25 protein-coding genes and 2 pseudogenes are annotated in these 25166 nt (G+C 69.9%); all 27 read left to right on the plus strand.

Features of this window, described 5'->3' with window-relative positions; translation table 11 throughout:
• Positions 1 to 442 (plus strand): flagellar hook-length control protein FliK (locus tag H0E82_RS03365; protein WP_180543739.1); only part of this gene is annotated, 442 nt, incomplete at its 5' end.
• 518 nt (positions 443 to 960) lie between these two features.
• Positions 961 to 1386: a flagellar basal body-associated FliL family protein gene (locus H0E82_RS03370; RefSeq protein WP_180543741.1), complete on the plus strand. Its 426-nt coding sequence runs from the start codon at positions 961 to 963 to the stop codon at positions 1384 to 1386.
• Positions 1387 to 1396: 10 nt separating this feature from the next.
• The gene (gene fliM, locus H0E82_RS03375; RefSeq protein WP_180543743.1) at positions 1397 to 2404 is read left to right on the plus strand and encodes a flagellar motor switch protein FliM; all 1008 of its coding nucleotides are present in this window, start codon (positions 1397 to 1399) and stop codon (positions 2402 to 2404) included.
• Positions 2401 to 2748: a flagellar motor switch protein FliN gene (gene fliN, locus H0E82_RS03380; protein WP_180543745.1), complete on the plus strand. Its 348-nt coding sequence runs from the start codon at positions 2401 to 2403 to the stop codon at positions 2746 to 2748. Before fliM ends, fliN begins: the two co-directional genes overlap by 4 nt.
• A gap of 206 nt (positions 2749 to 2954) precedes the next feature.
• On the plus strand, positions 2955 to 3350 hold the full coding sequence (gene fliO / locus H0E82_RS03385) for a flagellar biosynthetic protein FliO (protein ID WP_180543817.1): 396 nt from the start codon (positions 2955 to 2957) through the stop codon (positions 3348 to 3350).
• Positions 3351 to 3411: 61 nt separating this feature from the next.
• Positions 3412 to 4122, plus strand: a complete 711-nt coding sequence (fliP, locus tag H0E82_RS03390) for a flagellar type III secretion system pore protein FliP (RefSeq protein ID WP_235974159.1) — start codon at positions 3412 to 3414, stop codon at positions 4120 to 4122.
• Positions 4123 to 4130: 8 nt separating this feature from the next.
• Positions 4131 to 4400 carry a flagellar biosynthetic protein FliQ gene (locus tag H0E82_RS03395; protein ID WP_180543749.1) on the plus strand — a complete coding sequence of 90 codons (270 nt, stop codon included), beginning with the start codon at positions 4131 to 4133 and terminating at the stop codon, positions 4398 to 4400.
• A 28-nt stretch (positions 4401 to 4428) separates the two neighbouring features.
• Positions 4429 to 5229, plus strand: coding sequence for a flagellar biosynthetic protein FliR (gene fliR, locus H0E82_RS03400; protein ID WP_180543751.1), 801 nt, complete (start codon positions 4429 to 4431; stop codon positions 5227 to 5229).
• Between the two features lie 102 nt (positions 5230 to 5331).
• Positions 5332 to 6468 carry a flagellar biosynthesis protein FlhB gene (flhB, locus tag H0E82_RS03405; RefSeq protein ID WP_180543753.1) on the plus strand — a complete coding sequence of 379 codons (1137 nt, stop codon included), beginning with the start codon at positions 5332 to 5334 and terminating at the stop codon, positions 6466 to 6468.
• Positions 6469 to 6476: 8 nt separating this feature from the next.
• The gene (flhA, locus tag H0E82_RS03410) at positions 6477 to 8549 is read left to right on the plus strand and encodes a flagellar biosynthesis protein FlhA (RefSeq protein ID WP_180543755.1); all 2073 of its coding nucleotides are present in this window, start codon (positions 6477 to 6479) and stop codon (positions 8547 to 8549) included.
• 176 nt (positions 8550 to 8725) lie between these two features.
• Positions 8726 to 10306 carry a flagellar biosynthesis GTPase FlhF gene (gene flhF / locus H0E82_RS03415; RefSeq protein ID WP_180543757.1) on the plus strand — a complete coding sequence of 527 codons (1581 nt, stop codon included), beginning with the start codon at positions 8726 to 8728 and terminating at the stop codon, positions 10304 to 10306.
• Entirely contained in the window at positions 10293 to 11150 is an 858-nt protein-coding gene (locus H0E82_RS03420) for a P-loop NTPase (protein WP_180543759.1), read from the plus strand. The genes flhF and H0E82_RS03420 overlap by 14 nt, the downstream gene beginning before the upstream one ends.
• Positions 11147 to 11911, plus strand: coding sequence for an RNA polymerase sigma factor FliA (locus H0E82_RS03425; protein WP_180543761.1), 765 nt, complete (start codon positions 11147 to 11149; stop codon positions 11909 to 11911). The genes H0E82_RS03420 and H0E82_RS03425 overlap by 4 nt, the downstream gene beginning before the upstream one ends.
• Before the next feature lie 25 nt (positions 11912 to 11936).
• Positions 11937 to 12329 carry a chemotaxis response regulator CheY gene (gene cheY, locus H0E82_RS03430; protein ID WP_180543763.1) on the plus strand — a complete coding sequence of 131 codons (393 nt, stop codon included), beginning with the start codon at positions 11937 to 11939 and terminating at the stop codon, positions 12327 to 12329.
• A complete protein-coding gene (locus H0E82_RS03435) occupies positions 12326 to 12931 on the plus strand; it encodes a protein phosphatase CheZ (RefSeq protein ID WP_180543765.1) in 606 nt (201 codons plus the stop codon). Before cheY ends, H0E82_RS03435 begins: the two co-directional genes overlap by 4 nt.
• 3 nt (positions 12932 to 12934) lie before the next feature.
• Positions 12935 to 14911, plus strand: a complete 1977-nt coding sequence (locus tag H0E82_RS03440) for a chemotaxis protein CheA (protein ID WP_180543767.1) — start codon at positions 12935 to 12937, stop codon at positions 14909 to 14911.
• Between the two features lie 65 nt (positions 14912 to 14976).
• Positions 14977 to 15717 carry a flagellar motor protein gene (locus H0E82_RS03445; RefSeq protein ID WP_180543769.1) on the plus strand — a complete coding sequence of 247 codons (741 nt, stop codon included), beginning with the start codon at positions 14977 to 14979 and terminating at the stop codon, positions 15715 to 15717.
• Positions 15718 to 15729: 12 nt separating this feature from the next.
• Complete coding sequence (gene motD, locus H0E82_RS03450; RefSeq protein ID WP_425600309.1) at positions 15730 to 16725, plus strand: flagellar motor protein MotD; 996 nt, start codon at positions 15730 to 15732, stop codon at positions 16723 to 16725.
• Entirely contained in the window at positions 16725 to 17504 is a 780-nt protein-coding gene (locus H0E82_RS03455; protein WP_180543820.1) for a ParA family protein, read from the plus strand. The genes motD and H0E82_RS03455 overlap by 1 nt, the downstream gene beginning before the upstream one ends.
• A complete protein-coding gene (locus tag H0E82_RS03460) occupies positions 17501 to 18259 on the plus strand; it encodes a chemotaxis protein CheW (protein ID WP_180543771.1) in 759 nt (252 codons plus the stop codon). Before H0E82_RS03455 ends, H0E82_RS03460 begins: the two co-directional genes overlap by 4 nt.
• Before the next feature lie 76 nt (positions 18260 to 18335).
• Complete coding sequence (locus H0E82_RS03465; RefSeq protein ID WP_180543773.1) at positions 18336 to 18662, plus strand: STAS domain-containing protein; 327 nt, start codon at positions 18336 to 18338, stop codon at positions 18660 to 18662.
• Positions 18659 to 19024 (plus strand): response regulator, encoded by a 366-nt coding sequence (locus H0E82_RS03470; RefSeq protein ID WP_180543775.1) that lies wholly within the window; start codon positions 18659 to 18661, stop codon positions 19022 to 19024. The genes H0E82_RS03465 and H0E82_RS03470 overlap by 4 nt, the downstream gene beginning before the upstream one ends.
• A 43-nt stretch (positions 19025 to 19067) precedes the next feature.
• A pseudogene (locus tag H0E82_RS17030) lies at positions 19068 to 19764 on the plus strand (Hpt domain-containing protein); the annotation flags it as partial.
• Between the two features lie 131 nt (positions 19765 to 19895).
• Positions 19896 to 21068, plus strand: a pseudogene (locus H0E82_RS17035) (chemotaxis protein CheA); the annotation flags it as partial.
• Between the two features lie 285 nt (positions 21069 to 21353).
• Positions 21354 to 22508 (plus strand): hypothetical protein, encoded by a 1155-nt coding sequence (locus H0E82_RS03480; RefSeq protein ID WP_235974158.1) that lies wholly within the window; start codon positions 21354 to 21356, stop codon positions 22506 to 22508.
• Between the two features lie 13 nt (positions 22509 to 22521).
• Positions 22522 to 22950, plus strand: a complete 429-nt coding sequence (locus H0E82_RS03485; RefSeq protein ID WP_180543781.1) for a type 2 periplasmic-binding domain-containing protein — start codon at positions 22522 to 22524, stop codon at positions 22948 to 22950.
• Positions 22951 to 23006: 56 nt separating this feature from the next.
• A complete protein-coding gene (locus H0E82_RS03490) occupies positions 23007 to 25142 on the plus strand; it encodes a methyl-accepting chemotaxis protein (protein ID WP_180543783.1) in 2136 nt (711 codons plus the stop codon).
• Positions 25143 to 25166 lie beyond the last annotated feature (24 nt).

The following is a 25166-nucleotide window of genomic DNA, read 5'->3' on the forward strand; positions in this document are numbered from 1 at the left end:
CGAGCCGCCGCCGCTGCTGGCCGCGCCGCTGCCCACGCCGCACGTCGGCGCGGAAGACTTCGAGGCACGCTTCGGCGCCCAGATCGAGTGGATGGCCGACCGCAGGATCACCGAGGCGCGGATCCGGGTGACGCCCAACGATCTCGGCCCGGTCGAAGTGCGCCTGCACATGGACGGCGATCGCATCCGGGCGGATTTCGTCAGTGGCAACGCCGAAACCCGCCAGGCGCTGGAGCACGGCCTGCCCAGGCTGCGTGACCTGCTCGGCGAACACGGCTTCCAGCTCGCCCATGCCGGCGTGGGGAGCGGCCGGTCCGGCGGCGACGGGGCCCCGAGCCCCGCGCAGCGCATGCACGACGGCCCGCACGACGCCGCCCCCGGCCCGATCGAAGGCGACATGCCGCGCCGTCGCCAGTCCGGCCTGCTCGACGCCTATGCGTGACGCCGGCCCCCAGGCCGCATGATCGTCGCCGGACGTCCGCACGCCCCGGAGACGCAATACGAGGGCACAGGGGACGCGGGGCGGTCGCAGACCGGCTCGACTGCCTGATACCGCCGCGCTGCCGTACGCGGCAGCGCACGTGAGACGGGGCGCGTTGGACTGCGGGCGGGCCGGCGCGTTCACCGACCCGCGGCATGCGGATCCCCGACGCCCGCCGGCGACGTGCCGCGACGGTCCCGACCCGGCGCGGACAGCACGGCCCTTCGGGACGGCAATGCCTCGACGTCTGCAGACGCTCCGGCGACGGATTCCCGTCCGCAGGCCCTGGACGGGTCTCGCCAACCGCGCGCCGCGCCGCGCCCGATGGGCCTGAAACACCGTCGCGACCGTGCCGACGGAAATCCGACGCGGTTCCGGCATGGGGTTTGCATCCCCTCCGGAAGATTCCCAACCGGTACAGCACCTTGGCCGCCGTCACCCCCGCCCGTCCCGCCCCGTCCCCGAAGCGCCGCCTGCTCATGATCACCCTCGGTGTCGTCCTGCTCGCCGGGGCCGGCGGCGGCGCCTGGTACATGTTCAACCGCAACGTGGCGCCCGCGACCCCGCAGGCCGCGCTGCCCGCGCCGGCCCAGTACCTGCCGATGTCGCCGGCCTTCGTCGTCAACCTCGACGAGACGCCGATGGGCCCGCGTTACCTGCAGGTGGAAGTGCAGCTGGTCACCCGCGACCCGCTGGCCGGCGCGGACCTGCAGAAGCACGAGCCGGCGCTGCGCGCGCGTCTGCTGATGCTGTTCGCGCAACAGACCTACGAAGGCGTGTCGTCGCGGGCCGGCAAGGAAGCGCTCCAGGCGCAGGCGCTGAAGGAAGTGCAGGCACTGATGACCGAGGAAACCGGCAAGCCGGCCGCAGAAGCCCTGCTCTTCACCAGCTTCGTGACCCAGTGAGCCCCGGGCGATGAACGACCTGCTCTCTCAGGACGAGATCGACGCGCTGCTGCACGGCGTCGATTCCGGCGCCGTCGACACCGAGCCGGCGCCCGATCCCGGGGTCGCGCGGACCTACGACTTCGCCAGTCAGGACCGCATCATCCGCGGTCGCATGCCGACCCTGGAGATGGTCAACGAGCGCTTCGTGCGCCTGTGGCGCATCGGCCTGTTCAACCTGATCCGGCGTTCGGCTGACCTATCGGTGCGCGGCATCGACCTGGTCAAGTTCGGTGACTACCTGCACCAGCTCTACGTGCCGACCAACCTCAACCTGATCAAGTTCAAGCCGTTGCGCGGCACCGGCCTCGTGGTGTTCGAGCCGAAGCTGGTGTTCGCCGTGGTCGACAACTTCTTCGGCGGCGACGGCCGCTATCCCACGCGGATCGAAGGCCGCGAGTTCACGCCGACCGAGATGCGCGTGATCCAGCTGATGCTCAAGCAGACCTTCGCCGACCTGTCCGAAGCCTGGGCACCGGTGCTGGACGTGGAGTGCGAGTACATCAACTCCGAGATCAATCCGCATTTCGCCAACATCGTCACGCCGCGCGAGTACGTGGTGGTCAGCCGGTTCCACGTCGAGCTGGAGGGCGGTGGCGGCGAGATCCACATCACCCTCCCCTACTCGATGCTCGAGCCGATCCGCGAATTGCTCGATGCCGGCATCCAGAGCGACCGCGTCGACCGCGACGAGAGCTGGAACGTGTCGATGCGCGAGCAGCTGATGGGGTCGGAGGTCACCGTCTCCAGCGTGCTGGCCAAGCGCAGCATCGACCTGCGCCAGCTCACCAGGCTGAAGGTCGGCGACATCCTGCCGATCGACCTGCCGGCCGAAGTGCCGGTCTGCGTCGAAGGCATCCCCGTGTTCACCGGCCGCTTCGGCACCGCCGGTGGCTGCAACGTCGTGAAGATCACCGAGACCCACCCGCCGGGCGCCACGCCCGCGCGCCGCACCGAACCCCAGGATCTGCCCGCATGACCACCCAGGACCACACCTTCCAGGACGCCGCCGCGCCGGCCAAGTTCGACGACCTGCGCGCCGACGGTCCGCTGGATGCGACCGACCTCAACCTCGACGTGATCCTCGACGTGCCGGTGGCGCTGTCGCTGGAAGTGGGCCGCACGCGCATGCCGATCCGCAGCCTGCTGCAGCTCAACCGCGGCTCGGTGATCGAACTCGAGCGCGGCGCCGGCGAGCCGCTTGACGTCTACGTCAACGGCACCCTGATCGCGCACGGCGAGGTCGTGGTCATCAATGACCGCTTCGGCGTGCGCCTGACCGACGTGGTCAGCCCGAGCGAGCGGATCCGGAGACTGCGGTGATCGTCAGCGTCGCCCTGCCGGCAGCATCGGCCACCGGAGACGCCGTGCCGACGATCGCCGGCGAAATCGGTCTCGAACCGGCGGAGACCGGCGCCGCCACGCCCGCGGACGCACCGGGTGCGACCTCGTCCGAGGCGGCGGTGACCAGCGGCCCGGACTTCTCGTCCGTGCTCGCCTCGACCACGGCGCCGGCCCGGGCGGCGGCGCTGACCGAGAGCGTCAGCGCGCCGGCCAAGCCGCTCGCGGTCGGCACGCACGCGCCGCAGGGGCCGGGCCTCGGTGGCGCGTTCCTTGCACTGCTCCTGGTGCTCGGCCTGATCGTCGGCCTCGCCTGGCTGCTCAAGCGCCTGCCGGGTGGCGGCTTCCGCCAGGCCGACGGCCTGCGGGTGGTGGCGAGCATTCCGCTGGGCGCCAAGGAGCGCGCGGCAGTCGTGCAGGTCGGCGGGCAGCAGCTGCTGCTGGGGATCGGCGCGGGTGGTGTGCGCACCCTGCACGTGCTTCCCGAGCCGCTCGCCGAGGCCCCGCCGATGCAGATGCCGTCGCTCAAGACCCTTCCCGACTTCAAGCAGCTGCTGGCGCAGCGCCTGCGCAAGGACACCTGACATGCTCCGCTTCCCTCGCCCGCGCTGGATCGCGCTCTGCGCCCTCCTCGCCGGCCTGCTGATGCCGCTGTGGGCGCTCGCCGCGACCGGCGCGCCGCAGCTGCCCGCCCTGCCCGACGTCACCGTGGGCCAGATAGGCAATGCGCCGGTGAGCCTGCCGCTGCAGACGCTGCTGCTGATGACGGCGATCACGCTGATTCCGTCGATGCTGCTGGTGCTGACCGCCTTCACCCGGATCATCGTCGTGCTCGCGCTGCTGCGGCAGGCGCTGGGCACCGGGCAGACGCCGTCCAACCAGGTGCTGGTCGGCCTGGCACTGTTCCTGACCGCGCTGGTGATGACGCCGGTGTGGGAAGCCGCGTGGAACAGCGGCTTCGGCCCCTACCTCAACGGCCAGATCGATTTCCGCACCGCCTGGGACCTCGGCACTGCCCCGCTCCGCGGCTTCATGCTGGCCCAGGTGCGCGAAACCGACCTGATGACCTTCGCCGGCCTCGCCGGGCACAGCACCTACGCCGGGCCGGATGACGTGCCGTTCCAGGTGCTGGTGGCCTCGTTCGTGACCAGCGAGCTCAAGACCGCGTTCGAGATCGGCTTCCTGATCTTCATCCCCTTCATCATCATCGACCTGGTCGTGGCCAGCGTGCTGATGTCGATGGGCATGATGATGCTCTCGCCGATGCTGGTCTCCGCGCCGTTCAAGATCCTGCTGTTCGTGCTGGTCGACGGCTGGGTGCTGACGGTCGGCACGCTCGCCGCCAGCTTCAACTGACCGCGCGCATGTCTCCCGAACTCGCCCTGACCGAACTGCGCCGCGGCCTCGAGGTCGCGCTGTGGGTCGGTGGCCCGCTGCTGCTGACGGTGCTGGTGGTCGGCGTCGTGGTCGGCATCGTGCAGGCCGCGACCCAGATCAACGAGCCGACCATCGCCTTCGTGGCCAAGGCCGCCGCGCTGACCGCCGCACTGTTCGCGCTGGGCGCGGTGCTGCTGGGCTATCTGGTGGACTACACGGTCACGCTGTTCCGCAGCATTCCCCACCTGATCGGCTGAGCGGGCCGATGCGACCCGGGACGCGTTGATGGATTCCGCCACCCAGATGGCGATCGACGGCCAGCAGGCCTTCGCCATGATCGGCACGCTGTTGTGGACCGCGCTGCGGGTCGGGGCGCTGCTGATGGCGATGCCGCTGATCGGCACCCGCGCCCTGCCCGCACGCATCCGGGTCATCGCCGCGCTCACGCTGAGCCTGGCGCTGGCGCCGCTGCTGCCGACGCCGCCGCCCTGGGGCGGCTTCGATGCGGCCACGGTGCTGTCGATCGGGCGAGAGCTCGCGGTCGGCGCGGCGATGGGCTTCATGCTGCGCCTGGTGTTCGAAGCCGGCGCGCTGGCCGGCGAGCTGATCTCGCAGGGCTCGGGCCTGTCCTTCGCGACCATGAGCGACCCGATGCGCGGCGTGCAGTCCGGCGTGGTCGGCCAGTGGTTCTACATGGCGTTCGGGCTCCTGTTCTTCGCCGCCAACGGCCATCTCGCGGTGATCGCGCTGCTGGTGCACAGCTACGAGGCCCTGCCCATCGGCACCGCCCTGCCCGACGTGCAGGCGACGCTGCGCATCGCGCCCGAGTTCTTCGCGCTGGTCCTGCGCGGCGGGGTGACCCTGGCCCTGCCTGTGATGATCGCCCTGCTGGCCGTCAACCTGGCCTTCGGCGTGCTGTCGCGCGCGGCGCCGGCACTGAACCCGATCCAGCTCGGTCTGCCGATCTCGGTGCTGGTCGGCCTGTTCCTGATCGCGATGCTGGCCGGTGAACTCGGCCCGCCGGTGCAACGTCTCTACGACAGCGCCTTCGACGCGGCCGGCCGGGTGCCGCTGGGCAGGCCCTAGGCGTCGCCGGATCGCGGTCCACGGCCTGCGATCCAGGCTGCGCGCCACGGGCACGGCACGGCGCTTGCAATGGGATAAGCGACTCCCCGTGCATGCAGGCCCATGGCCGAGAACGAAAACGGTCAGGAAAAGACCGAACTCCCCAGTGAGAAACGGCTGCGCGACGCTCGCGAAAAAGGCGACGTGCCGCGGTCGAAAGAACTGGCGACCGTGGCCGTGTTCGGTGCCGGCGTGGCCTCGCTGCTGGCGATGGGGGGCGGTGTCACCGCGCGTGCCAAGGACTGGATGCGCGACGCGATGTCGCCGGACCTCGGCATGCTGGAGTCCCCGCAGTCGTTGTTCGGCCATGCCGGCGACCTGCTGCTGGGCCTGCTGTGGATCCTCGCGCCGCTGGTGCTGGCCACGCTGGTGGCCTGCTTCGTCGCGCCGGCGGCGATGGGCGGTTTCAACTTCGCCACCAAGGGTCTGGTGCCCGATCTCAAGAAGCTCGACCCGATGGCCGGGCTCAAGCGCATCTACGGCCCCGAGGGCCTGGCCGAACTGCTGAAGTCGCTGCTGCGCGTGCTGCTCGTCGGCGGCGCGGCCGCGCTGTTCCTGGTGCCGTCGATGCCCCGCCTGCGCTCGATGCTGCACGAGCCGCTGGAGCAGGCCGCCGCCGGCGGCCTGACCTTCGCGCTCTGGATGCTGATGGCCACCTGCGCGGCGCTGCTGCTGCTGGCCCTGGCCGACGCGCCGTACCAGAAGTGGAACTGGCGCCGGAAGCTGATGATGACCCGGCAGGAACTGCGCGAGGAGATGAAGGACACCGAGGGCCGGCCCGAGGTGAAGGGACGCATCCGCCAGCTGCAGCACGAGATGTCGCAGCGCCGGATGATGGAGGACGTGCCCACCGCCGACGTGATCGTGGTCAACCCCACCCACTACGCGGTGGCGCTGAAGTACGACGGCGGTGCCATGCGTGCGCCGCGCGTGGTCGCCAAGGGCGTGGACGAGATGGCGCTGCGCATCCGCGCGCTCGGCGAGCAGCACAAGGTGGCCCTGGTCTCGGCGCCTCCGCTGGCACGCGTCTTGTATCGGGAAGCGGACATCGGTCAGGAAATTCCCGTGAAGCTCTATGCCGCCGTCGCCCAGGTCCTGTCCTACGTGTACCAGTTGCGCACGTGGCGGGCGGGCACGCCGCAGCCGCAGCTGGCCGACCTCGCGGTCGATGAAGGCGAGACCGGAGGCCGCGGCGCATGAGTGCGGTGATGACATCCGGCCCGCGCCGCGCCTTCGACATGCTGCGCAACGGCCTCGGCGCGCCGCTGCTGGTGCTGGCGCTGCTGGCGATGGTGGTGGTGCCGCTGCCGCCGATGATCCTGGACGTGCTCTTCAGCTTCAACATCGCGATGTCGCTGGTGGTGCTGCTGGCGGTGATCTACGTCCAGCGTCCGCTCGATTTCAGCATCTTCCCGATCGTCTTGCTGATCACCACGATGCTGCGCCTGGCGCTCAACGTGGCCTCCACCCGGGTGATCCTGCTCAACGGCCAGTCCGGCCCGGGCGCGGCCGGCAAGGTCATCGAGTCCTTCGGCGAGTTCGTCGTCGGCGGCAACTTCGCGGTCGGCATCGTCGCCTTCGCGATCCTGACCATCATCAACTTCGTGGTGATCACCAAGGGCGCCGGGCGCGTGTCGGAAGTCACCGCGCGCTTCATCCTCGACGCGATGCCCGGCAAGCAGATGGCGATCGACGCCGATCTCAACGCCGGCCTGCTGACCCGCGACGAGGCCAAGGCGCGCCGCGAGGAAGTGCGCCAGGAAGCCGACTTCTACGGCGCGATGGACGGCGCCAACAAGTTCATCCGCGGCGACGCGATCGCCGGCATCCTGATCATGTTCGTGACCATCATCGGTGGTCTGGCGATCGGCGTGATGCAGCACGGCCTGCCGGTGGGCGACGCGGCGGCGATCTACACCCTGCTGTCGATCGGCGACGGCCTGGTGTCGCAGATCCCGGCGCTGCTGGTGTCGTCGGCGGTCGCCCTGCTGGTCACCCGCGCCTCGCGCAAGCAGGACATGGGCGGCGCGATGAGCGGCCAGGTGTTCGGCCAGCACAAGGCGCTGACGATCGCGGCGATCATCCTGCTGGTGGTCGGCCTGGTGCCGGGCATGCCCAACCTCGCCTTCCTCAGTCTGGCGGCGGTGGTCGGCTACGGTGCCTGGGTGATGCGCAAGCGCGCCCTCGATGCCGAGCGCGCCGAGGCCGATCCGGACGCGGCTGCCCAGGCCTCGCCGGAACAGGCCGCCAGCGCGGAACTCGGCTGGGACGACCTGCGCCCGGTCGATCCCCTGGGTCTGGAGGTCGGCTACCGGCTGATTCCGCTGGTCGACAAGGCCCAGGGCGGCGAGCTGATGGCGCGGATCAAGTCCGTGCGCCGCAAGCTCACCCAGGACGTCGGCTTCCTCATCCCGCCGGTCCACATCCGCGACAACCTCGAACTCGCGCCGACCGCCTACCGCCTGCTGGTCCACGGCGTGCCGGTGGCCACGGCCGAGGTGCATCCCGATCGCCTGATGGCGCTCGACCCCGGCGGCGCCCTGCATCCCATCGACGGCATCCCCGGCAAGGACCCGGCATTCGGGCTCGATGCACTTTGGATCGTGCCGACGCTGCGCGCCCAGGCCGAGGCCGCCGGCTACACCGTCGTGGATCCGGCGACGGTCGTGGCCACCCACCTGTCGCATCTGGTGCGCGAACAGGCACCCGAACTGCTGGGCCACGAGGAGGTGCAGCAGTTGCTGGCCACGCTGGCCCGCAGCGCACCCAAGCTGAGCGAGGACCTCACGCCCAAGGCGCTGCCCTTGGCGGTGGTCGTGCGCGTGCTGCAGAACCTGCTGGTCGAGCGCATTCCGGTGCGCCAGCTGCGGCGCATCGCCGAGGCCCTGGTCGAACACGCCGCGCACACCCAGGATCCGGGCCAGCTCACCGCCGCGGTGCGCACCGCGCTCGGCCGCTTCATCGTCCAGGAAATCGCCGGGCCTTCCGAGGAACTGCCGGTCTACACGCTGGCGCCGAATCTGGAACGCGTCTTGCAGGATTCCGCACAGGGCGGCGGCGCTGCACTGGAACCCGGCCTGGCGGAACGTCTGCAACAGAGCCTGGCCACATGTGCCGGGCAGCAGGAAGCCAGGAACGAGCCGGCGGTGGTGCTGGTGCCCGGACAGGTCCGCGCCGCGCTGGCGCGCCTGGTCCGGCACAGCGTCCCCAACCTCTCGGTGCTGTCCTACACCGAAGTCCCTGAAGACAAGCGCCTGAAATTGCTGGGCACGATCAATTGAGAACGGTGGCGGTGACTCGTGACGGGTGATTCGAAGCAACGGGGTGATGCGATGCGCGACAGAACGATCTCCAGACAGGTTCAGAGGCGACGCCCCGCCCGATTCGCCACTTCCGGTCGACCGGCCACCGCGCCTTCGAATCACCAACCACGCGTCACGACTCACGGGCTCCTCCCATGAAAATCCGCCGTTTCGTCGCCCCCGACATGCGCAGCGCCCTGCAGATGGTGCGGCAGGCGCACGGTCCCGATGCCGTGATTCTCTCCAACCGCCGCACCGACGAAGGTGTGGAGATCGTCGCGGCCAGCAACTACGACGAAGGCTACGTGCAGCGCGCCATCGAGGACGCGCAGCGCGAGGCATCGGTGTCGGCGGCCCAGACGCCCGCGCTGCCGCTGCCCGCCCGCGCTCAGCGCGATGCCGATGCCGCGCTGAGCCCGTCCGAACGCTGGCTGCGCGATCTCGCCCCGCAGGCGGCGCCGGGCGTCGCGTCCCCTTCGCCCGTGCAGGCCGCAAGCCCCCGTGCTACGCCGCGTGCGGCGACGCCCGTCGCCCAGGCCCCGGCCGCGGTGCCGGCTGCCTTCGCTGCGGCGGCCGAACCGGCCCGCTTCGATCTCGACGGTCCGACCTTCGCCGAGCTGCTCGCGGCCGGTCATCGTGACGACACCCCGGCCCTGGCTCCGGCAACGGCACCCGCTCCGGCACCTGCGCCCGCACCGGCCACTGCGCCCCTGGCCGCAGCCGCAGCGGCACCCCTGCCTGCACCTGCACTGGCGGATGACGGAATTCCGTCGCCGGCACCCGCTCCGGCGGTCCTCGCAGCCGTGCCCTCGCTGCCGGCTCCGGCCAGTGACGGAGAACTGGCGCGCATGCGCGATGAGCTGTCCCAGATGCGCACGATGATCGAGCGCGAGATGGCCCGCCTCACCGACGAGCGCCTGCGCGGCTCGCCGGCCCGCGCCCAGGCGATGGAGCTGATGGAGGACTACGGCTTCGATGCCGGCATCACCCGTGACACCGTGCTGCAGATTCCCGCCGATACACCGGAGTCCCGCGTTCGCGGCCTGATGCTCGCGCTGCTGTCCAAGCGCCTGCCGATCTGCCCGGTCGACCCGCTGGCCGAAGCCGGCGTCATCGCCCTGGTCGGTCCCACCGGCGCGGGCAAGACCACCACCATCGCCAAGCTCGCCGCGCTCTATGCCGCCCAGCACCAGCCGCGCGACATCGCCCTGGTGACCACCGACACCTCGCGCATCGGCGGCCGCGAACAGCTGCACAGCTACGGCCGCCAGCTCGGTATCGCCGTACACGAGGCCGACAGCGAGACCGGCCTGGTCGCCCTGCTGCAGAAGCTGCAGGACTACCGCCTGGTGCTGGTCGACACCGCGGGCCTCAGCCAGCGCGACCGCGCGCTGGCCGGCCAGCTCAACTGGCTGCGCGCCGCGCGCAACGTGCGCACCCTGCTGGTGCTGCCTGCCAACACCCATTTCGCCGATCTCGACGAGGTCGTGCGCCGCTTCGACAGCGTGCGCCCGCAGGGCGTGGTGCTGACCAAGCTCGACGAGACCGGACGCCTGGGCAGCGCGCTCTCGGTCGCGGTCGACCACCAGCTGCCGCTGACCTGGGTGACCGACGGTCAGCGCATTCCCGACGACCTGCACCGGGCGAACGCCGCCCATCTGGTGCTCCGCCTTGAAGATCTGCGCCGTGATGCCGATAAGCCGATTGTCCCGGAACACACCCATGCCGTCGCCTGAGCTGCTGCCGATGTCCTCCGCCCCCTTCAATCCCGTGCGCACCCTGGCCGTCACCGGCGGCAAGGGCGGCGTGGGCAAGACCAACGTGTCGGTGAACCTCGCCGTCGCGCTGTCGGGTATGGGCCAGCGCACACTGCTGCTCGACGCCGATCTCGGCCTGGCCAACGTCGACGTGCTGCTCGGGCTTTCGCCGCGGCACACGCTCGCCGACCTGGTCGCCGGGCGCTGCGAGCTCGACGAGATCATCCTCGAAGGCCCGGCGGGCGTGCTGGTGGTCCCCGCCGCCTCGGGCCGCCGGCACATGGCCGAGCTGCGGCCGGCCGAACACGCGGGCCTGGTCAACGTGTTCAACGACCTGCAGCGTGATCTCGACCTGCTGGTCGTCGACACCGCCGCCGGCATCACCGATTCGGTGCTGACCTTCTGCCAGGCCGCGCAGGACGCGCTGGTGGTGGTCTGCGACGAGCCGGCGTCGATCACCGACGCCTATGCGCTGATCAAGGTGCTGGCACGCGAGCGTGGAGTCGACCGGGTGCAGGTGGTCGCCAACATGGTCCGCAGCCCGCAGGAGGGCCGCAACCTGCACGAGAAACTCTCGCGCGTGTGCGAACGCTTCATCGGCGACGTCTCGCTGAACTATCTGGGCGCCGTGCCGCAGTGCGACTGGCTGCGCATGGCCGTGCAGCGCCAGCAGGCGGTGGTGACCGCCTACCCGGGCAGTCCGTCGGCGCGCGCGCTGGTGGAGATCGCCCAGCGGGTGTCGCGCTGGCAGGCACCGACCGCGCCGCGCGGTCACGTGGAATTTTTCGTCGAGCGCATGTTGCGCCAGGGAGCCGTCGCATGAGCCTCGCCGCGCGTCAGCAGTACCAGGCGGTGCAGCGCACCGTCGCCGCCGATGTCGATCCGATCGTGCAGCACGCCGAACTCGTCCGCCGCATCGCCCACCACCTCGCTGCGCGGCTGCCGGCGAGCGTCGAGGTCGACGATCTCGTGCAGGCCGGCATGATCGGGCTGCTCGAGGCCTCGCGCAGCTACGACGCCGACCAGGGTGCCTCGTTCGAGACGTATGCATCGATCCGCATCCGCGGCGCGATGATCGACGAGATCCGCCGCGGCGACTGGGTCCCGCGTTCGGTGCACCGCCGCGCCCGCGAAGCCGCCTCGGCGATCCGCTCGATCGAGCAGAGCACCGGCCGCGCCGCGAGTGCGCAGGAGGTCGCGGCCAAGCTCGAGATGCCGCTGGACGACTACCAGCGCCTGCTCGAGGATGCCGCACGGGGCCAGGTGCTGAGCCTGGATTCGCACATCGAGGACCACGGCGAGGTCGAGCCGGTCAACCGGGGCGGCGGACCGACGCCGCAGGAGAATCTGGTGCGCGGCGAGTTCGGCCGCGAGCTGATGGCGGCGATCGGCCACCTGCCCGAACGCGAGCAGCTGGTGCTGTCGCTGTACTACGAACAGGAACTCAACCTGAAGGAAATCGGCGCCGTTCTCGGCGTCAGCGAATCGCGCGTCTGCCAGATCCACGGTCAGGCCGTGGTCCGTCTGCGCGGCCGGCTCACCGCCTTCGAACTCGCCGACACCGGATACGGTGCCGACGACTGATGTCACGCTCACACTGGAGTCCGTTTTGAACAAGAACATCCGCATCCTGGTCGTCGACGATTTCTCGACGATGCGCCGGATCGTCAAGAACCTGCTGTCCGATCTCGGCTTCAACAACACGGTCGAGGCGGAAGACGGCCACAGCGCGCTGGCCGTGCTGCGCCAGGACGCGGTGGAACTGGTGGTCACGGACTGGAACATGCCCGGCATGACCGGCATCGAGCTGCTGCGCGAGATCCGCGCCGACGTGAAGTTCCGCACCCTGCCGGTGCTGATGGTCACCGCGGAGGCCAAGCGCGAGCAGATCATCGAGGCCGCGCAGAACGGCGTGAACGGCTACATCATCAAGCCGTTCACCGCGCAGACCCTGGAAGAGAAGCTCGGCAAGATCTTCGAGCGCCTGGGGACCGCGGCATGAGCACGCCGGACATCGACCGGACCCGCCTCGCCAGCCTGCTTCACGACGCGCTCGAGGCACTGGAGCGCGGCGACGAGGACGGCTGGCGCAAGCAGGTCGACGCGCTGGCCAATGCGCGCGCCCGCACCCTGGTCACCGGCCTCGGCCGCCTGGCGCGCGAGCTGTCGGTGGCGCTCGACACCCTGCCGCCGCCCCCGGGTGAAGGCAGCCACGGTCTGGACGACGCCTGCGCGCGTCTCGACCACGTGGTCGAGATGACCGAGCAGGCCACCCACCGGACCCTCGATCTCATCGACGACAGCCGTGCGCTGGTGGCACGCCTGAAGGAAGGTCCGCTCGACCACACCCAGACCGATACGGTCGAATCCCTGCGCGAGAACCTGCGCGAGATGGCGCTGGCGCAGAGCCACCAGGATCTCGGCGGCCAGATCATCCGGCGCGTCGCCGGCATCGTGCGCGGCGTGCACGAAGGCTTCGGCGCGCTGGGCCTGCCGCCCAAGGAAGACGACGCGCGCGGCAACGGCCCCGCCGTCGCCGGCCTCGACCGCAACACCGTCGGCCAGAGCGACGCCGACGACCTGCTGTCGAACCTGGGGCTCTGAACCATGCAGGCCCCCGACATCGTCGCCGACTTCGTGCTCGAAGCACGCGAACTGCTGGACGATCTCGGCGGGCAGCTGGTGGGCCTCGAGCAGACCCCGGACGACCGCGAGCGCCTCAACGCGGTCTTCCGTGCGTTCCATACCCTCAAGGGCGGTGCCGGCTTCCTGGGCGCGGTGCCCCTGGTGCAGCTGTGCCACGCCGCCGAGGAAACCCTCGGCATGGTGCGCGCCGGTCAGGCGGCCCTGCTGCCGCGGCATTTCGACGCTGCGCAGCAGTCGCTCGACTGGCTGCAGGCGATGGTCGATGCGATTGAATACCAGGACACGGTGCCGAGTGCACCGGATGCGCTGATCGCCGGATTCGCGCCCTACGACGCGCCTGCCGCGGCGCCCGCACGCGCCGCACCGAAGGCCGCAGCCGTGGCCGACGCGGACGGCGCGATGATTTCCGACGACGAGTTCGAGGCGCTGCTCGACCAGTTGCATGGCGACAGCGCGCCGGGCCTGCAGGCAGGTCCCCACGCCGATCCCGGGATGATCGGCGACGACGAATTCGAGGCCCTGCTCGACCAGTTGCACGGCGACGCCGCACCGGGTGCGGCAGCAGCGGCCACCGCACCGGCATGGGCGGCGCCTGCCGACATGATCGGCGACGACGAATTCGAAGCGCTGCTCGATCAGCTGCACGGCGATGCGCCTCCCGGCGCGGCACCCGCAGGTACGCCCTCGGCGTCAGCCGCGCCGGCGGCACCGGCCCCGATTGCACCGCCGCCGCGACGCGCACCGCCTCCGCCTGCCGCCGGTGCGGCCCAGGCCGCCGCGCCCGCCGCCGAGCGCGAGCAGACGGTGCGCGTGGACACCAAGCGGCTCGACGTCATCGTCGATCTGGTCGGCGAGCTGGTGCTCGCCCGCAACCGGCTCAAGACCCTGCGTGCGCGGCTGCGCGACGAAGACCTCGACCGCGCCGTGACCACCCTCGACAACGCCACCGCGCGCCTGCAGGGCGCCGTGATGCGCACCCGGATGCAGCCGGTGGGCAAGGTGTTCTCGCGCTTTCCCAAGCTGGCGCGCGATGTCGCCCGCGCGCTCGACAAGGAAGTGGACCTCGACCTCGTCGGCGCGGAGACGGAACTCGACCGCAACCTGGTCGAAGCCCTCGCCGATCCGCTGATCCATCTCGTGCGCAACGCGATCGACCACGGCATCGAGACGCCCGCCCTGCGCGAGGCCACCGGCAAGCCGCGGGCCGGGCGCGTGCGCCTGAGCGCGCAGCAGCAGGGCGACTACGTCGGCATCGAGATCCAGGACGACGGCGCCGGCATCGACCCCGAACGCCTGCGTTCCAAGGCCCGCGACAAGGGCCTGATCGATGCCGAGTCGGCGGCCAGGCTGAGCGCCGAGGAATGCCTCAACCTGATCTTCCTCGCCGGCTTCTCCACCCGCGACGAGGTCAGTGACATTTCCGGCCGTGGCGTCGGAATGGATGTCGTGCAGTCGCGGATCCGCGAGCTCGGCGGGCAGATCCAGGTCACGTCGGAACTCGGCCGCGGCAGCCGGTTCTCGCTGCGCGTGCCACTCACCCTGGCCATCCTGCCGACCCTGCTGGTGCACGCCGCAGGCGATGCCTATGCGCTGCCGCTGGCACGCGTGCAGGAAGTGCTGCACGCGCCCGCGCGCACGGTGAACTGGTTCGACGGGCGCGCCGCACTCGACCGCCGCTCGCACACGCTGTCACTGCTCGACCTGCGCCACTGGCTGGGCCGCCCGGCCGAGGACACCACGCTGCTGACCATCGTGGTCCTGCAGCGCGGCGACACCCGCTTCGGCCTGGTGGTCGACGAGGTGCGCGGCCGCGAGGAGGTGGTGATCAAGCCGCTGCCCAAGGCCCTGCGCGGCCTGCCCGGCTACGCCGGCGCCACACTGATCGGCGATGGCCGGCTCGCGCTGATCCTTGACGTCGACGCGCTGCGTCTTCGCTGAACCCCCGGGACGCCGCAGACGGCGTCCTGATTCAAGTCCCCCACCCGGCCGCCGATACCGCATACATGGATATATTCAGCATCGTCGGACTGGTGCTCGGCCTGATCGCGATCTTGGGCGGCAGCGTGCTCAAGGGCGCGGGCCTCGGCGCGCTGTGGTCGCCGGCGGCGTTCGTCATCGTCATGGTCGGCACGGTCGCCTCGATCATGCTGCACACCCCGGGTGCCACGTTCAAACGTGCGCTGCGCATCGCCGGCTGGGCGATCAAGCCGCCGGTCTCGGATCGCGCGGCGCTGATCGCGCAACTGCTCGAATGGAGCAACGTCTCCCGCAAGCAGGGCCTGCTCGGCCTGGAAAGCCACGTCGCCACGCAGACCGATCCGTTCCTGAAGAAGGGCCTGCAGATGCTGGTCGACGGCGTCGAGCCCGAAGCCATCCGGCACATGCTCGAGATCGAGCTGCAGGGTGAGGAGCACAACGATCTCGCGGCCGCCAAGGTGTTCGAGGGCATGGGCATCTATGCACCCACCCTCGGCATCGTCGGTGCGGTGCTCGGGCTGATCGCGGTGATGAAGAACCTCGCCGATCCGAGCAAGCTCGGCCATGGCATCGCCGCTGCGTTCACCGCCACGATCTACGGCATCGCCTCGGCCAACATGTTCTTCCTGCCGATGGCCGCCAAGCTCAAGAGCGTGATCGGCCGCCGCAGCGGCGAGCGCGAGCTGGCGATCGAGGGCCTGATCGCGATTGCGCAGGGCGAGAACCCGCGCAATATCGAGGCTCGGCTCGCCGGCTTCCTGCACTGATCCGGCATACAGATGGCACGCAAGAAGCCCCACGAGGACCACGTCAACCATGAAGCCTGGGCCATTCCCTACGGCGACCTGGTGACGCTGCTGCTCGCCTTTTTCGTGGTCATGTATGCGGTCTCCTCGCTCAACGAGGGCAAGTACCGCGCGGTGGCCGCGTCCCTCGCCAGCGCGTTCAGCGCGCCACCGAGCGCGCTCGATCCGATCCAGATCGGCGACAACCAGAAGATGGAAGCCACGGTCGGCCGACCGACGCCGGTGCCCCGCGGTGCGCGCCAGGGCCCGACGTCGAGCCCGACGCTCGATTCCCCGCTGCGGCCGATGCTCGAGTCCAAGCTGCGTGCCGACCGTATCGGCGACGGCGGCGCGGATGCCGCCTCGATCGCCGCCTCGCGCGAGCAGCTCTCGCGCCTGGCCCTGCAGCTGGAGGACACGCTGTCGGAGATGGTCCAGGCGCGTCTGATCACCGTGCGCCGGTCCGACCTGTGGCTCGAGGTCGAGATCAACAGCGACATCCTGTTCCCGAGCGGATCGGCGACGCTGGAGTTCCGCGCGCGCGAACTGCTCGGCCGGCTCGCGGTCGTGCTTCGCGACCTGCCCAATCCGATCCGTATCGAGGGCTATACCGACGACCGGCCCATCGCCACCGCGCAGTTCCCCTCCAACTGGGAGCTTTCGGCGGCGCGCGCGGCCAGCGTGGTGCACCTCTTCGTCAGCGAACGCTTCGCGCCCGAGCGCCTGGTGATGGTGGGCTACGGCGAGTACCGGCCCAAGGCCGACAACACGTCCGATGCCGGCCGAAACGCCAATCGCCGCGTGGTGCTGATGGTGCTGGCCACCCAGGACACCGCCGCGCCTTCGCCGAGGCAGGCCCCCGCGTCCGCTCCGGCGCCAGCCGCGTCCGAGCGCCCCGCCTACCCCGCGGCGGCGGTGCCCACGGTGGCCAATGCGCCGGGGACCCTCCGAACTCCAATTCCTCCCCCCCCACCGCAAGGAGACAGCTGATGCGCGTCTGGGCGATTGCCAACCAGAAGGGGGGCGTGGGCAAGACCACGACCTCGCTCGCCCTCGGACGCGCCATGGTCGCGCGCGGGCTGCGTGTGCTGCTGGTCGATCTCGACCCGCACGCGTCGCTGACCCGCGCCTTCGGCGTGCCGAGCGATCCGCCGCCGCCGGGTGTTGTCGACCTGTTCGGCTCGCCGCCGCCCACGCTCGAATCGCTGATGCGGCCTTCGCCCACCGAGGGCCTGGACTTCGTCTGCGCGCAGACCGCGCTGGCCACGCTGGAGCGGCGCAGCGCCACCCAGCCCGGCCTCGGCCTTGCGCTCTCGCAGGCGATCACCCGGCATGCCGGCGGACACGACGCGGTGCTGCTCGACTGCCCGCCGACGCTGGGCCTGCTGATGGTCAACGCGCTGGCGGCGGCCGATCGCCTGATCGTGCCCACCCAGTGCGAACCGCTGGCGCTGTATGGCCTGGCCGGCATGGTGCGCACCGGCGAGATGGTCGAAAAATCCCGTCAGCGGCCGTTGCCGGTGTCGGTGATTCCGACCATGTACGACAAGCGCACGCGCGTGGGCCGCGACACCCTGGCCCAGTTGCAGGAGGAATACCGCGACCGCATCTGGAGCGAGGCGGTGCCGGTGGATACGCAGCTGAGCAATGCCGACGTGCTGGCCTGCCAGGTCTTCAGTGGCGACATGCCCGGGCGCGCGATGTCGGCCTATACGCGCGCACTGGACTGGCTGCTGGCCGAGGAACAGGCGATGGAGCAGGCGGCATGAGCGCGGCCGGGGTCGTCGACGACTACCTCGGCATGCTGCTGTCGACGCCGGCACCCGCCGCGCCGTCGGCGCCGCCTGCCGCGCCCGCACCGGTGGCCGCCGTGCCTGCGCCACCGCGTCCCGCACCTTTGACCACCGCTGCGGCGCCTGCCGCTCCGGTCGTGGCCGAAGCGCCGCGGCCGAGGCCGCCCGCTCCGGCACCCCGGCCGCCCGCGCCGACGCCGGCCGGGAAGATCGCCATCGCGCCGCTGCCGCGGGTCCCGGGCAATGCCGACGACGGGGCGCCCGCCCCGCCGCAGCGGCGGAGTGCCGATCGACTCGCGCGCTGGCTGCGCCTGCGCTGCGGCGCCCAGGCGTATGCGATCGAACTGCTGAAGATCCGCGAGGTCGTCCTTCCGGCGCCGCTGCTGGCCCTGCGCGGCGCTGCCCCCTGCCTGGTGGGGGTGATGAACCTCCGCGGCCAGGTCGTGCCGGTGGTGGATCTGGGCCTGCAACTCGGCGTCGCGCCGGTCGAGGAGACCCCACTGACGCGGATCATCGTGCTCGACGACAACGGCGACGTGCTCGGCCTGCGTGTCTCGGCGGTCGAGGACGTGGTGCTGATCGGCGACTCGCAGATCGAAGGCACCCACACCTCGCGCCTGGCGCCGGTGGGCGACCACCGTATCCGCGGTATCGCCCGGCTGGGCGGCATGGTCACGCTGCTGCTGGACTCGGCGCGTCTGATGGCCATTCCGTTGTTCTCACCGCGCTGAGTGCAGGCGCCGGGCTAAAGATCGTCGCCCGGACGCCGCTATTCCAGTCCGAACCCCAATTCCTGTCGGAGACCTGATGGACAGCGTGCACCTAGGCGATGACCTCGGCATCGAGGCCAGCACCGGACTCAAGGAGCGGCTCGCGCCGTACCTCGACACCGCGCACGCCGTCGTCCTCGAAGCCGCCGACGTGCGCCGTGTGCACACGGCCGGCCTGCAGGTGCTGTGCGCGTTCTTCGCCAGCCGCGGCGGCAGCGGCTATCCGACCGAGCTGCGCGGCTGCAGCGAGCCCCTGCACGATGCCGCCCGGCTGCTCGGACTCGGCACCGCGCTCGGGCTCGCCGGCCCCGACACACCTCCTTCAAACGCAACAGACGCAAGCACAGTGGAGAACGCCGCATGAGCGCACGCATTCTTGTAGTGGACGATTCGGCCTCGATGCGCCAGATGGTCTCCTTCGCCCTGACCTCCGCCGGCTTCACCGTCGACGAGGCCGAGGACGGCCAGGTCGCCCTCGGGCGGGCCCAGGGCCAGCGCTTCAACGCGGTGGTCACCGACGTCAACATGCCGAACATGGACGGGATCTCGCTGATCCGCGCCCTGCGTGGCATTCCCGACTACAAGTTCACCCCGATGCTGATGCTCACCACCGAGTCGGCGGCCGACAAGAAGGCCGAGGGCAAGGCGGCGGGCGCGACGGGCTGGCTGGTCAAGCCGTTCAATCCCGACCAGCTGATCGCCACCGTCCAGAAGGTCCTGGGCTGACCTCCATCCGCCCTTCCGCATCCAGATCGCAGGCCGAGTTCCCATGAGCATGGACATGCAGCGCTTTCACGCCACCTTCTTCGAGGAAAGCCGGGAGGGACTCGAGGCCATGGAGGCAGGCCTGCTGCAACTCGAACAGGGCGACCGCGACCCGGAGCTGATCAACTCGATCTTCCGCGCCGCGCACTCGATCAAGGGCGGTGCGGCGACGTTCGGCTTCGATGCCGTGGCCGGGCTGACCCACGTGCTGGAAACGCTGCTCGACGAGCTGCGCGCCGGCAAGCGCGCGGTCACGGGTGCCGGTATCGACGCCATGCTGGCCTCGGTCGATGTGCTGCGCGCCCTGCTCGGCGAGGCCGAGACCGGCCAGCCGGCCGACCCGCAGGCGTCGCAGGCGGTGCAGGCCCGGCTCAATGCCGTCCTCGCCGGAAGCGCGGCGCCCGCACCGGTCGCGGTCAAGGCCGAGGCCGCCCAGGCCGAGCCCACCGGCTGGCGCATCGGGTTCACGCCGGCGCCGTCGCTGTTCATGAGCGGCAACGATCCGCTGCGCATCATCCGCGAACTCGACCGTCTCGGTTCGCTCGAAGTCGCCTGCCGCACCGAGCGTCTGCCCGGCTTCGCGCAGATGGATCCGCTGGAAGCCTACCTCGCCTGGGATCTCGGACTGATCGGCGCGATCCCGCGCAGCGCGGTGGACGAGGCCTTCGCCTGGGTGGAGGACGATTGCGAACTCGACGTGCAGGCGATTCTCGCCGAAGCGCTGGACGACGCCGCCGCTGAAACCGCGGACCTGGCGATGCCGGTCGATCTCGACGTGGCAGCCGCCGGTCCGGTCGCTGCCGCCAGCGAGGCACGCAGCGGCAACCAGGACCCCGCGGAAAGCTCGATCCGCGTCAGCACCGACAAGATCGACGGACTGATCAACCTGGTCGGTGAACTGGTGATCACCCAGGCCATGCTCAAGCAGGTCAGCGCGAACCTCGATCCGGCCCTCGCCGAACGCCTGTTCGAAGGCCTGGATCTGCTGGAGCGCAATACCCGCGATCTGCAGGAAGCCGTGATCGGCGTGCGCATGCTGCCGGTCGACGCGGTGTTCCGTCGCTTCCCGCGTCTGGTGCGCGATCTGTCGGCCCGTCTCGGCAAGCAGGTCCGCCTGAAGACCGTGGGCGAAGGCACGGAGCTCGACAAGGGCCTGATCGAGAAGATCGCCGATCCGCTGGTGCACCTGGTGCGCAACTCGATCGACCACGGCCTGGAACTGCCCGACGCGCGTGTCGCCGCGGGCAAGGACGGCACCGGGACGATCACCCTCGCCGCCTCGCACCAGGGCGGTCACATCGTCATCGAGGTGGCCGACGACGGCCGTGGCCTCGACCGCGAACGCATCCTCGCCAAGGCCGCCGAACGCGGCCTGGTGGTCCCCGAGAAGCCGACCGACAACCAGGTCTGGGATCTCATCTTCCAGCCCGGCTTCTCCACCGCCGATGCGGTCACCGACCTGTCGGGGCGTGGCGTCGGCATGGACGTGGTCCGCCGCAACATCCAGGCGCTCGGCGGCGAGGTGCAGCTGGAAAGTGCACTCGGGCGCGGCACCCGGGTGGTGATCCGCCTGCCGCTGACCCTGGCGATCCTCGATGGCATGACGGTCGCGGTCGGCGAGGAAACCCTGATCCTTCCGCTGTCGCACGTGATCGAGGCGCTGCAGCCCGACGCCGCCGACGTTCGCCGCATGGTCGGCGAAGGCCGGGTACTGCGCGTGCGCGGCGAATACCTGCCGCTGGTCTCGCTCAACGAGTACTACCGCTACGACCAGCCGCGCCGCGACGATGCCCTGGTGGTGGTGGTCGAGGGCGACGGCCAGAAGCTCGCGCTCGAGGTCGACGAACTCGTCGGCCAGCAGCAGGTCGTCGTCAAGAACCTCGAGAACAACTACCGCCGCGTGGACGGCATCTCCGGCGCGACCATCCTCGGCGACGGTCGCGTCGCGCTGATCGTCGACGTCGGTGGCCTGGTGCGCTCGCTGCGGGTGCCGCAGGCGGCTTGAGGGCTCGGCGCGCACGTGCGCGCTAGCAGCGAAATGTGACGTTTCCGTGAACGGACTCGCATCCAGCCCCGGCTTTTGACGGAATCAGGCGCTCTCCGCCTCAAGTCGAGGTGGAGAGCGTCGCTATCTCAAATGTCCACGCAAGGTCTGACCTCGCTGCGTGCGCACCCCCAGATGCCGGTCATGCCGGCGCACCCCCGATGACCGGGCGCTCCGCGCGCGTGGTCGTTTTCGCCTACCCGATTCCAAGAAACCATGACCTCAAAGACCAGACTGATCGCTGCCATGGCGGTCACCCTTGCCGGTGCCCATACCGCGCACGCGCAGGATTCCCAGCGCTTCACCCTCAGCGGCTTCGGCACTGTCGGCCTTGTCCACTCCACGGAGGACAAGGCTGATTTTCGCGGTGATTTCCAGATCACCCGCGGCGTTGGCGCGAGCCAGCAGACGTCCATGAAACCCGATTCGCGGATCGCCCTGCAGTTGAACGCGCGCTTCACCGACGATTTCACCGGGCTGGTTCAAGTGGTCAGCGAACACGCGATCACTGAGTCGTACAAGCCGCAGGTTTCGCTCGCGCACGTGAAGTACCGCGTTTCGCCCGACTTTACCGCCCGCCTCGGCCGGATCACCGCCCCTCTGTACATGCTGTCGGAATACCAGCGCGTCGGCTACGCAACGCCGTGGGTGCGCCCGCCCTACGAGGTCTACAACTACCTCGTCCCACTCGATGGTGTCGAAGGCCTCTACACGATCAACGCCGGAGACACCGTCGTCGGCCTGCAGGGGTTCTACGGCCGCATCGATTCCGAACTCGTGCGCGTGGACGCGATGCGTGGTCTGGCCGTGCAGCTGGACCGGGGCGCGCATGCGGCGCGCGTCAGCCACATCCGCGGCCGCGTGGGCGTCAGCAGCCCCTCCGTGGACCGGCTCTTCGATACATACCGCAGCCTCCCGGTGCCGGGCCTTGCATCGATCGCCGCGCGTCTCGACCCACGCTCGCTGGATGGCAGCTTCACCGGTGTCGGGTATAGCTACGATCCGGGTGCGTGGTTCCTTCGCACCGAGGCGATCCAGGCCGACTACACGCCGTCCCTGAGCGCCCGCACGACCTCGGGCTACATCAGCGCCGGCATGCGTCGCGGCACGCTGACACCGTCGCTGACGTTCGCCCATGTCGACACCGACGGCGTGGAAATGCCCGGCGCGGCCGATCCGTTCGGCCTGCTGAACATGGCGGTGGCCTCGAGCAACGCCGGGCGGCACAGCTACACCGCGGCGCTGCGTTGGGACGTTCGCGACAGCGTCGCGCTGAAGCTCCAGGGCAGCCACATCGAAAACCATGCCGGTTCCTTCGGTAGCCTCGGTAATGTCCAGCCCGGATTCCAGCCCGGCCGCAGCTACAACCTGATCTCGGCATCCGTCGATTTCGTGTTCTGACCGGAGTCTCCCCATGAACCCGAAATCAATCTCCCGCCTGGCCCTGCTGGTCGCGCTGTCCTGCTCGGCCCTGGCCGCGCATGCCGACGTGGTCGTCGTGATGTCGGCGCGCAGCGATGTCGCGGCGCTGACGCCGGCTCAGGTCTCGCAGATCTTCCTGGCCAAATCCTCGGCTCTTCCGGGCGGCGGTCGCGCCGTGGCGATCGACCAGGCCGAAGGCGCCGCGGTGCGCGATGCCTTCTATACCAAGGTTACCAGTCGGGATGCAGCGCAGCTGCGGTCCTACTGGTCGCAGCTGATGTTCACCGGCAAGGCCCAGCGGCCCAAGCAGGTGGCCGGCGATGCCGCGGTCAAGCGGGAAGTCGCGGCCACCGCCGGCGCGATCGGCTACATCGACGCCGCTTCGGTGGACGCCAGCGTCAAGGTCGTCCTGAGGCCGTAAGTCCTACGCAGGGCGCTGCCGCCGGCGGCGCCCTGCGCTCCTCTTCGAGCACCGAAATGAAACGTTTTCTTGCCCTGCCCCTGTTCTGGAAGGTCCTGGCCCCGGCCGGCCTGTCCATCGTCTGTCTGCTGGTCTATCTCGGCTTCAGCACCCTGGTGTTCGAGCGCAACAACGCCCGGCTCGAAGCGGTGCGCGACGTGCATTTTCCGGCCTTGGACGCGATGACGCGCAACATGTCCGCGCTCGACGACATCATCAACGGACTCAACGGCGCAGCCGCCGCGGGCGATCCGGACATGCTCGAAGCCACCCGTGCGGGTGCGGAGGCCATCCGCGCGTCCTATGTCGAACTGCAGTCCATCGACCGCGACCAGGCAGCCACGATGGTCCGCCTCGGCGAGGAGTTCGAGACGTACTACGCACTGGCCCATGGCGTGGCGGAGGACTTCGTCACCCAGAATCCCGATGCCGATCCGGAGCGGATCGGAGAAATGGCTGCCGCGCTCGATATCTATCGCACGCATCTGGCCGACACCCATCGTCAGGCCGATGCGCGTTTCCGCGCCACCGTGCAGACGGCGGTCGAGAATTCACGTCTGGCGATGCTGGGCGGCGCGCTGCTCGGCGTGTTCGGCGTGCTCGCCTGTGTGGGCTTCGGTCTGCTGGTGGCGCGTGCCATCAGCAGACCGCTGCAGCGCGCCATCACCGTCGCGCGCGACGTGGCGGCCGGCAAGCTCGACGCCGATATCCGCGTGGACGCGCTGGATGAAGGCGGCGCCCTCCTGGTGGCCATGCGCGACATGCAGGCGCGACTGCGCAGCGTGATCCAGGCCCAGCGCGACATGGCACGCGAGCACGATGCGGGCATGATCAGCTACCGCATCGACGCTGCCGACTTCCCGGGCGAGTACGGGGTGATGGTCGCCGGGACCAACGAGCTGGTCGATGCCCATATCGCGGTCAAGATGCGGCTCGTCGAGCTGATCAAGCAGTACGCCATCGGTGACCTGTCGCAGGACATGGAACGTATGCCCGGCGAGAAGGCCGTGATCACCCAGTCCATGGACTCGGTCAAGTTCAATCTGGGCGCGATCAACACCGAGATCCGTCTCCTGGTCGACGCGGCCGCACGTGGCGATTTCTCGGTGCGCGGCGCCGCGGAGCGCTTCGAGTACGAGTTTCACGGAATGATCGACAGCCTCAACCGGTTGATGCAGACCGCGGAAGGCAACCTGGGCAACGTCTCGGAGGTTCTCCAGGCGATCGCGCGCGGCGATCTCACCGTACAGATGGACGGAGACTTTCAAGGCGTGTTCGCCCAGATGCAGGACGACGCGAACGCGACGGTGGCGCAACTCACCGCCATGGTCGCGCGCATCCAGGCGGCGTCGGGCGCGATCGGGACGGCCTCGTCCGAGATCGCCGCGGGCAACAACGATCTCTCGCGGCGCACCGAGCAGCAGGCGGCGAACCTCGAAGAGACCGCGGCCTCGATGGAGGAACTGACCTCCACCGTGCGCCAGAACGCCGATCACGCCCGCCAGGCCAACCAGCTGGCGATCGGCGCGGCGTCGGTCGCCACCCAGGGCGGCGAGGTGGTCGGCCAGGTGGTGACGACGATGGCCGACATCGAGCGCTCCTCGCGCAAGATCGGCGACATCATCTCGGTCATCGACGGGATCGCGTTCCAGACCAATATCCTCGCGCTCAACGCGGCGGTGGAGGCGGCGCGTGCCGGCGAGCAGGGGTGCGGCTTCGCGGTCGTGGCCTCGGAAGTCCGCACGCTGGCCCAGCGCAGCGCGGCTGCGGCCAAGGAGATCAAGGGCCTGATCGACGACTCGACCGGCAAGGTATCCGATGGTGCGGCGCTCGCCGCGCAGGCCGGCAAGACCATGGGCGAGATCGTGTCCTCGGTGCAGCGCGTCACCGACATCATGTCGGAGATCGCCGCGGCCTCGCAGGAACAGGCCTCGGGCATCGAGCAGGTCAACCACACGATCACCCAGATGGACGAGACCACGCAGCAGAACGCAGCACTGGTGGAAGAGGCTATGGCCGCCGCACGCGCGATGGAAGAGCAATCTGACGCGCTGGCCAGCACCGTCGCGGAGTTCCGCGTGGATAACGCTGTTCGCCGGACCGTCGACGTGTCTCGCCGAGCCGGTTCGGCGCGGGCTACCGAGCCCGCGTGATCCAGGGAAGGCCGATCGGCACGG

Origin of the sequence: Luteimonas deserti, from assembly GCF_013425765.1 — a bacterium.
Classification (GTDB): domain Bacteria; phylum Pseudomonadota; class Gammaproteobacteria; order Xanthomonadales; family Xanthomonadaceae; genus Luteimonas; species Luteimonas deserti.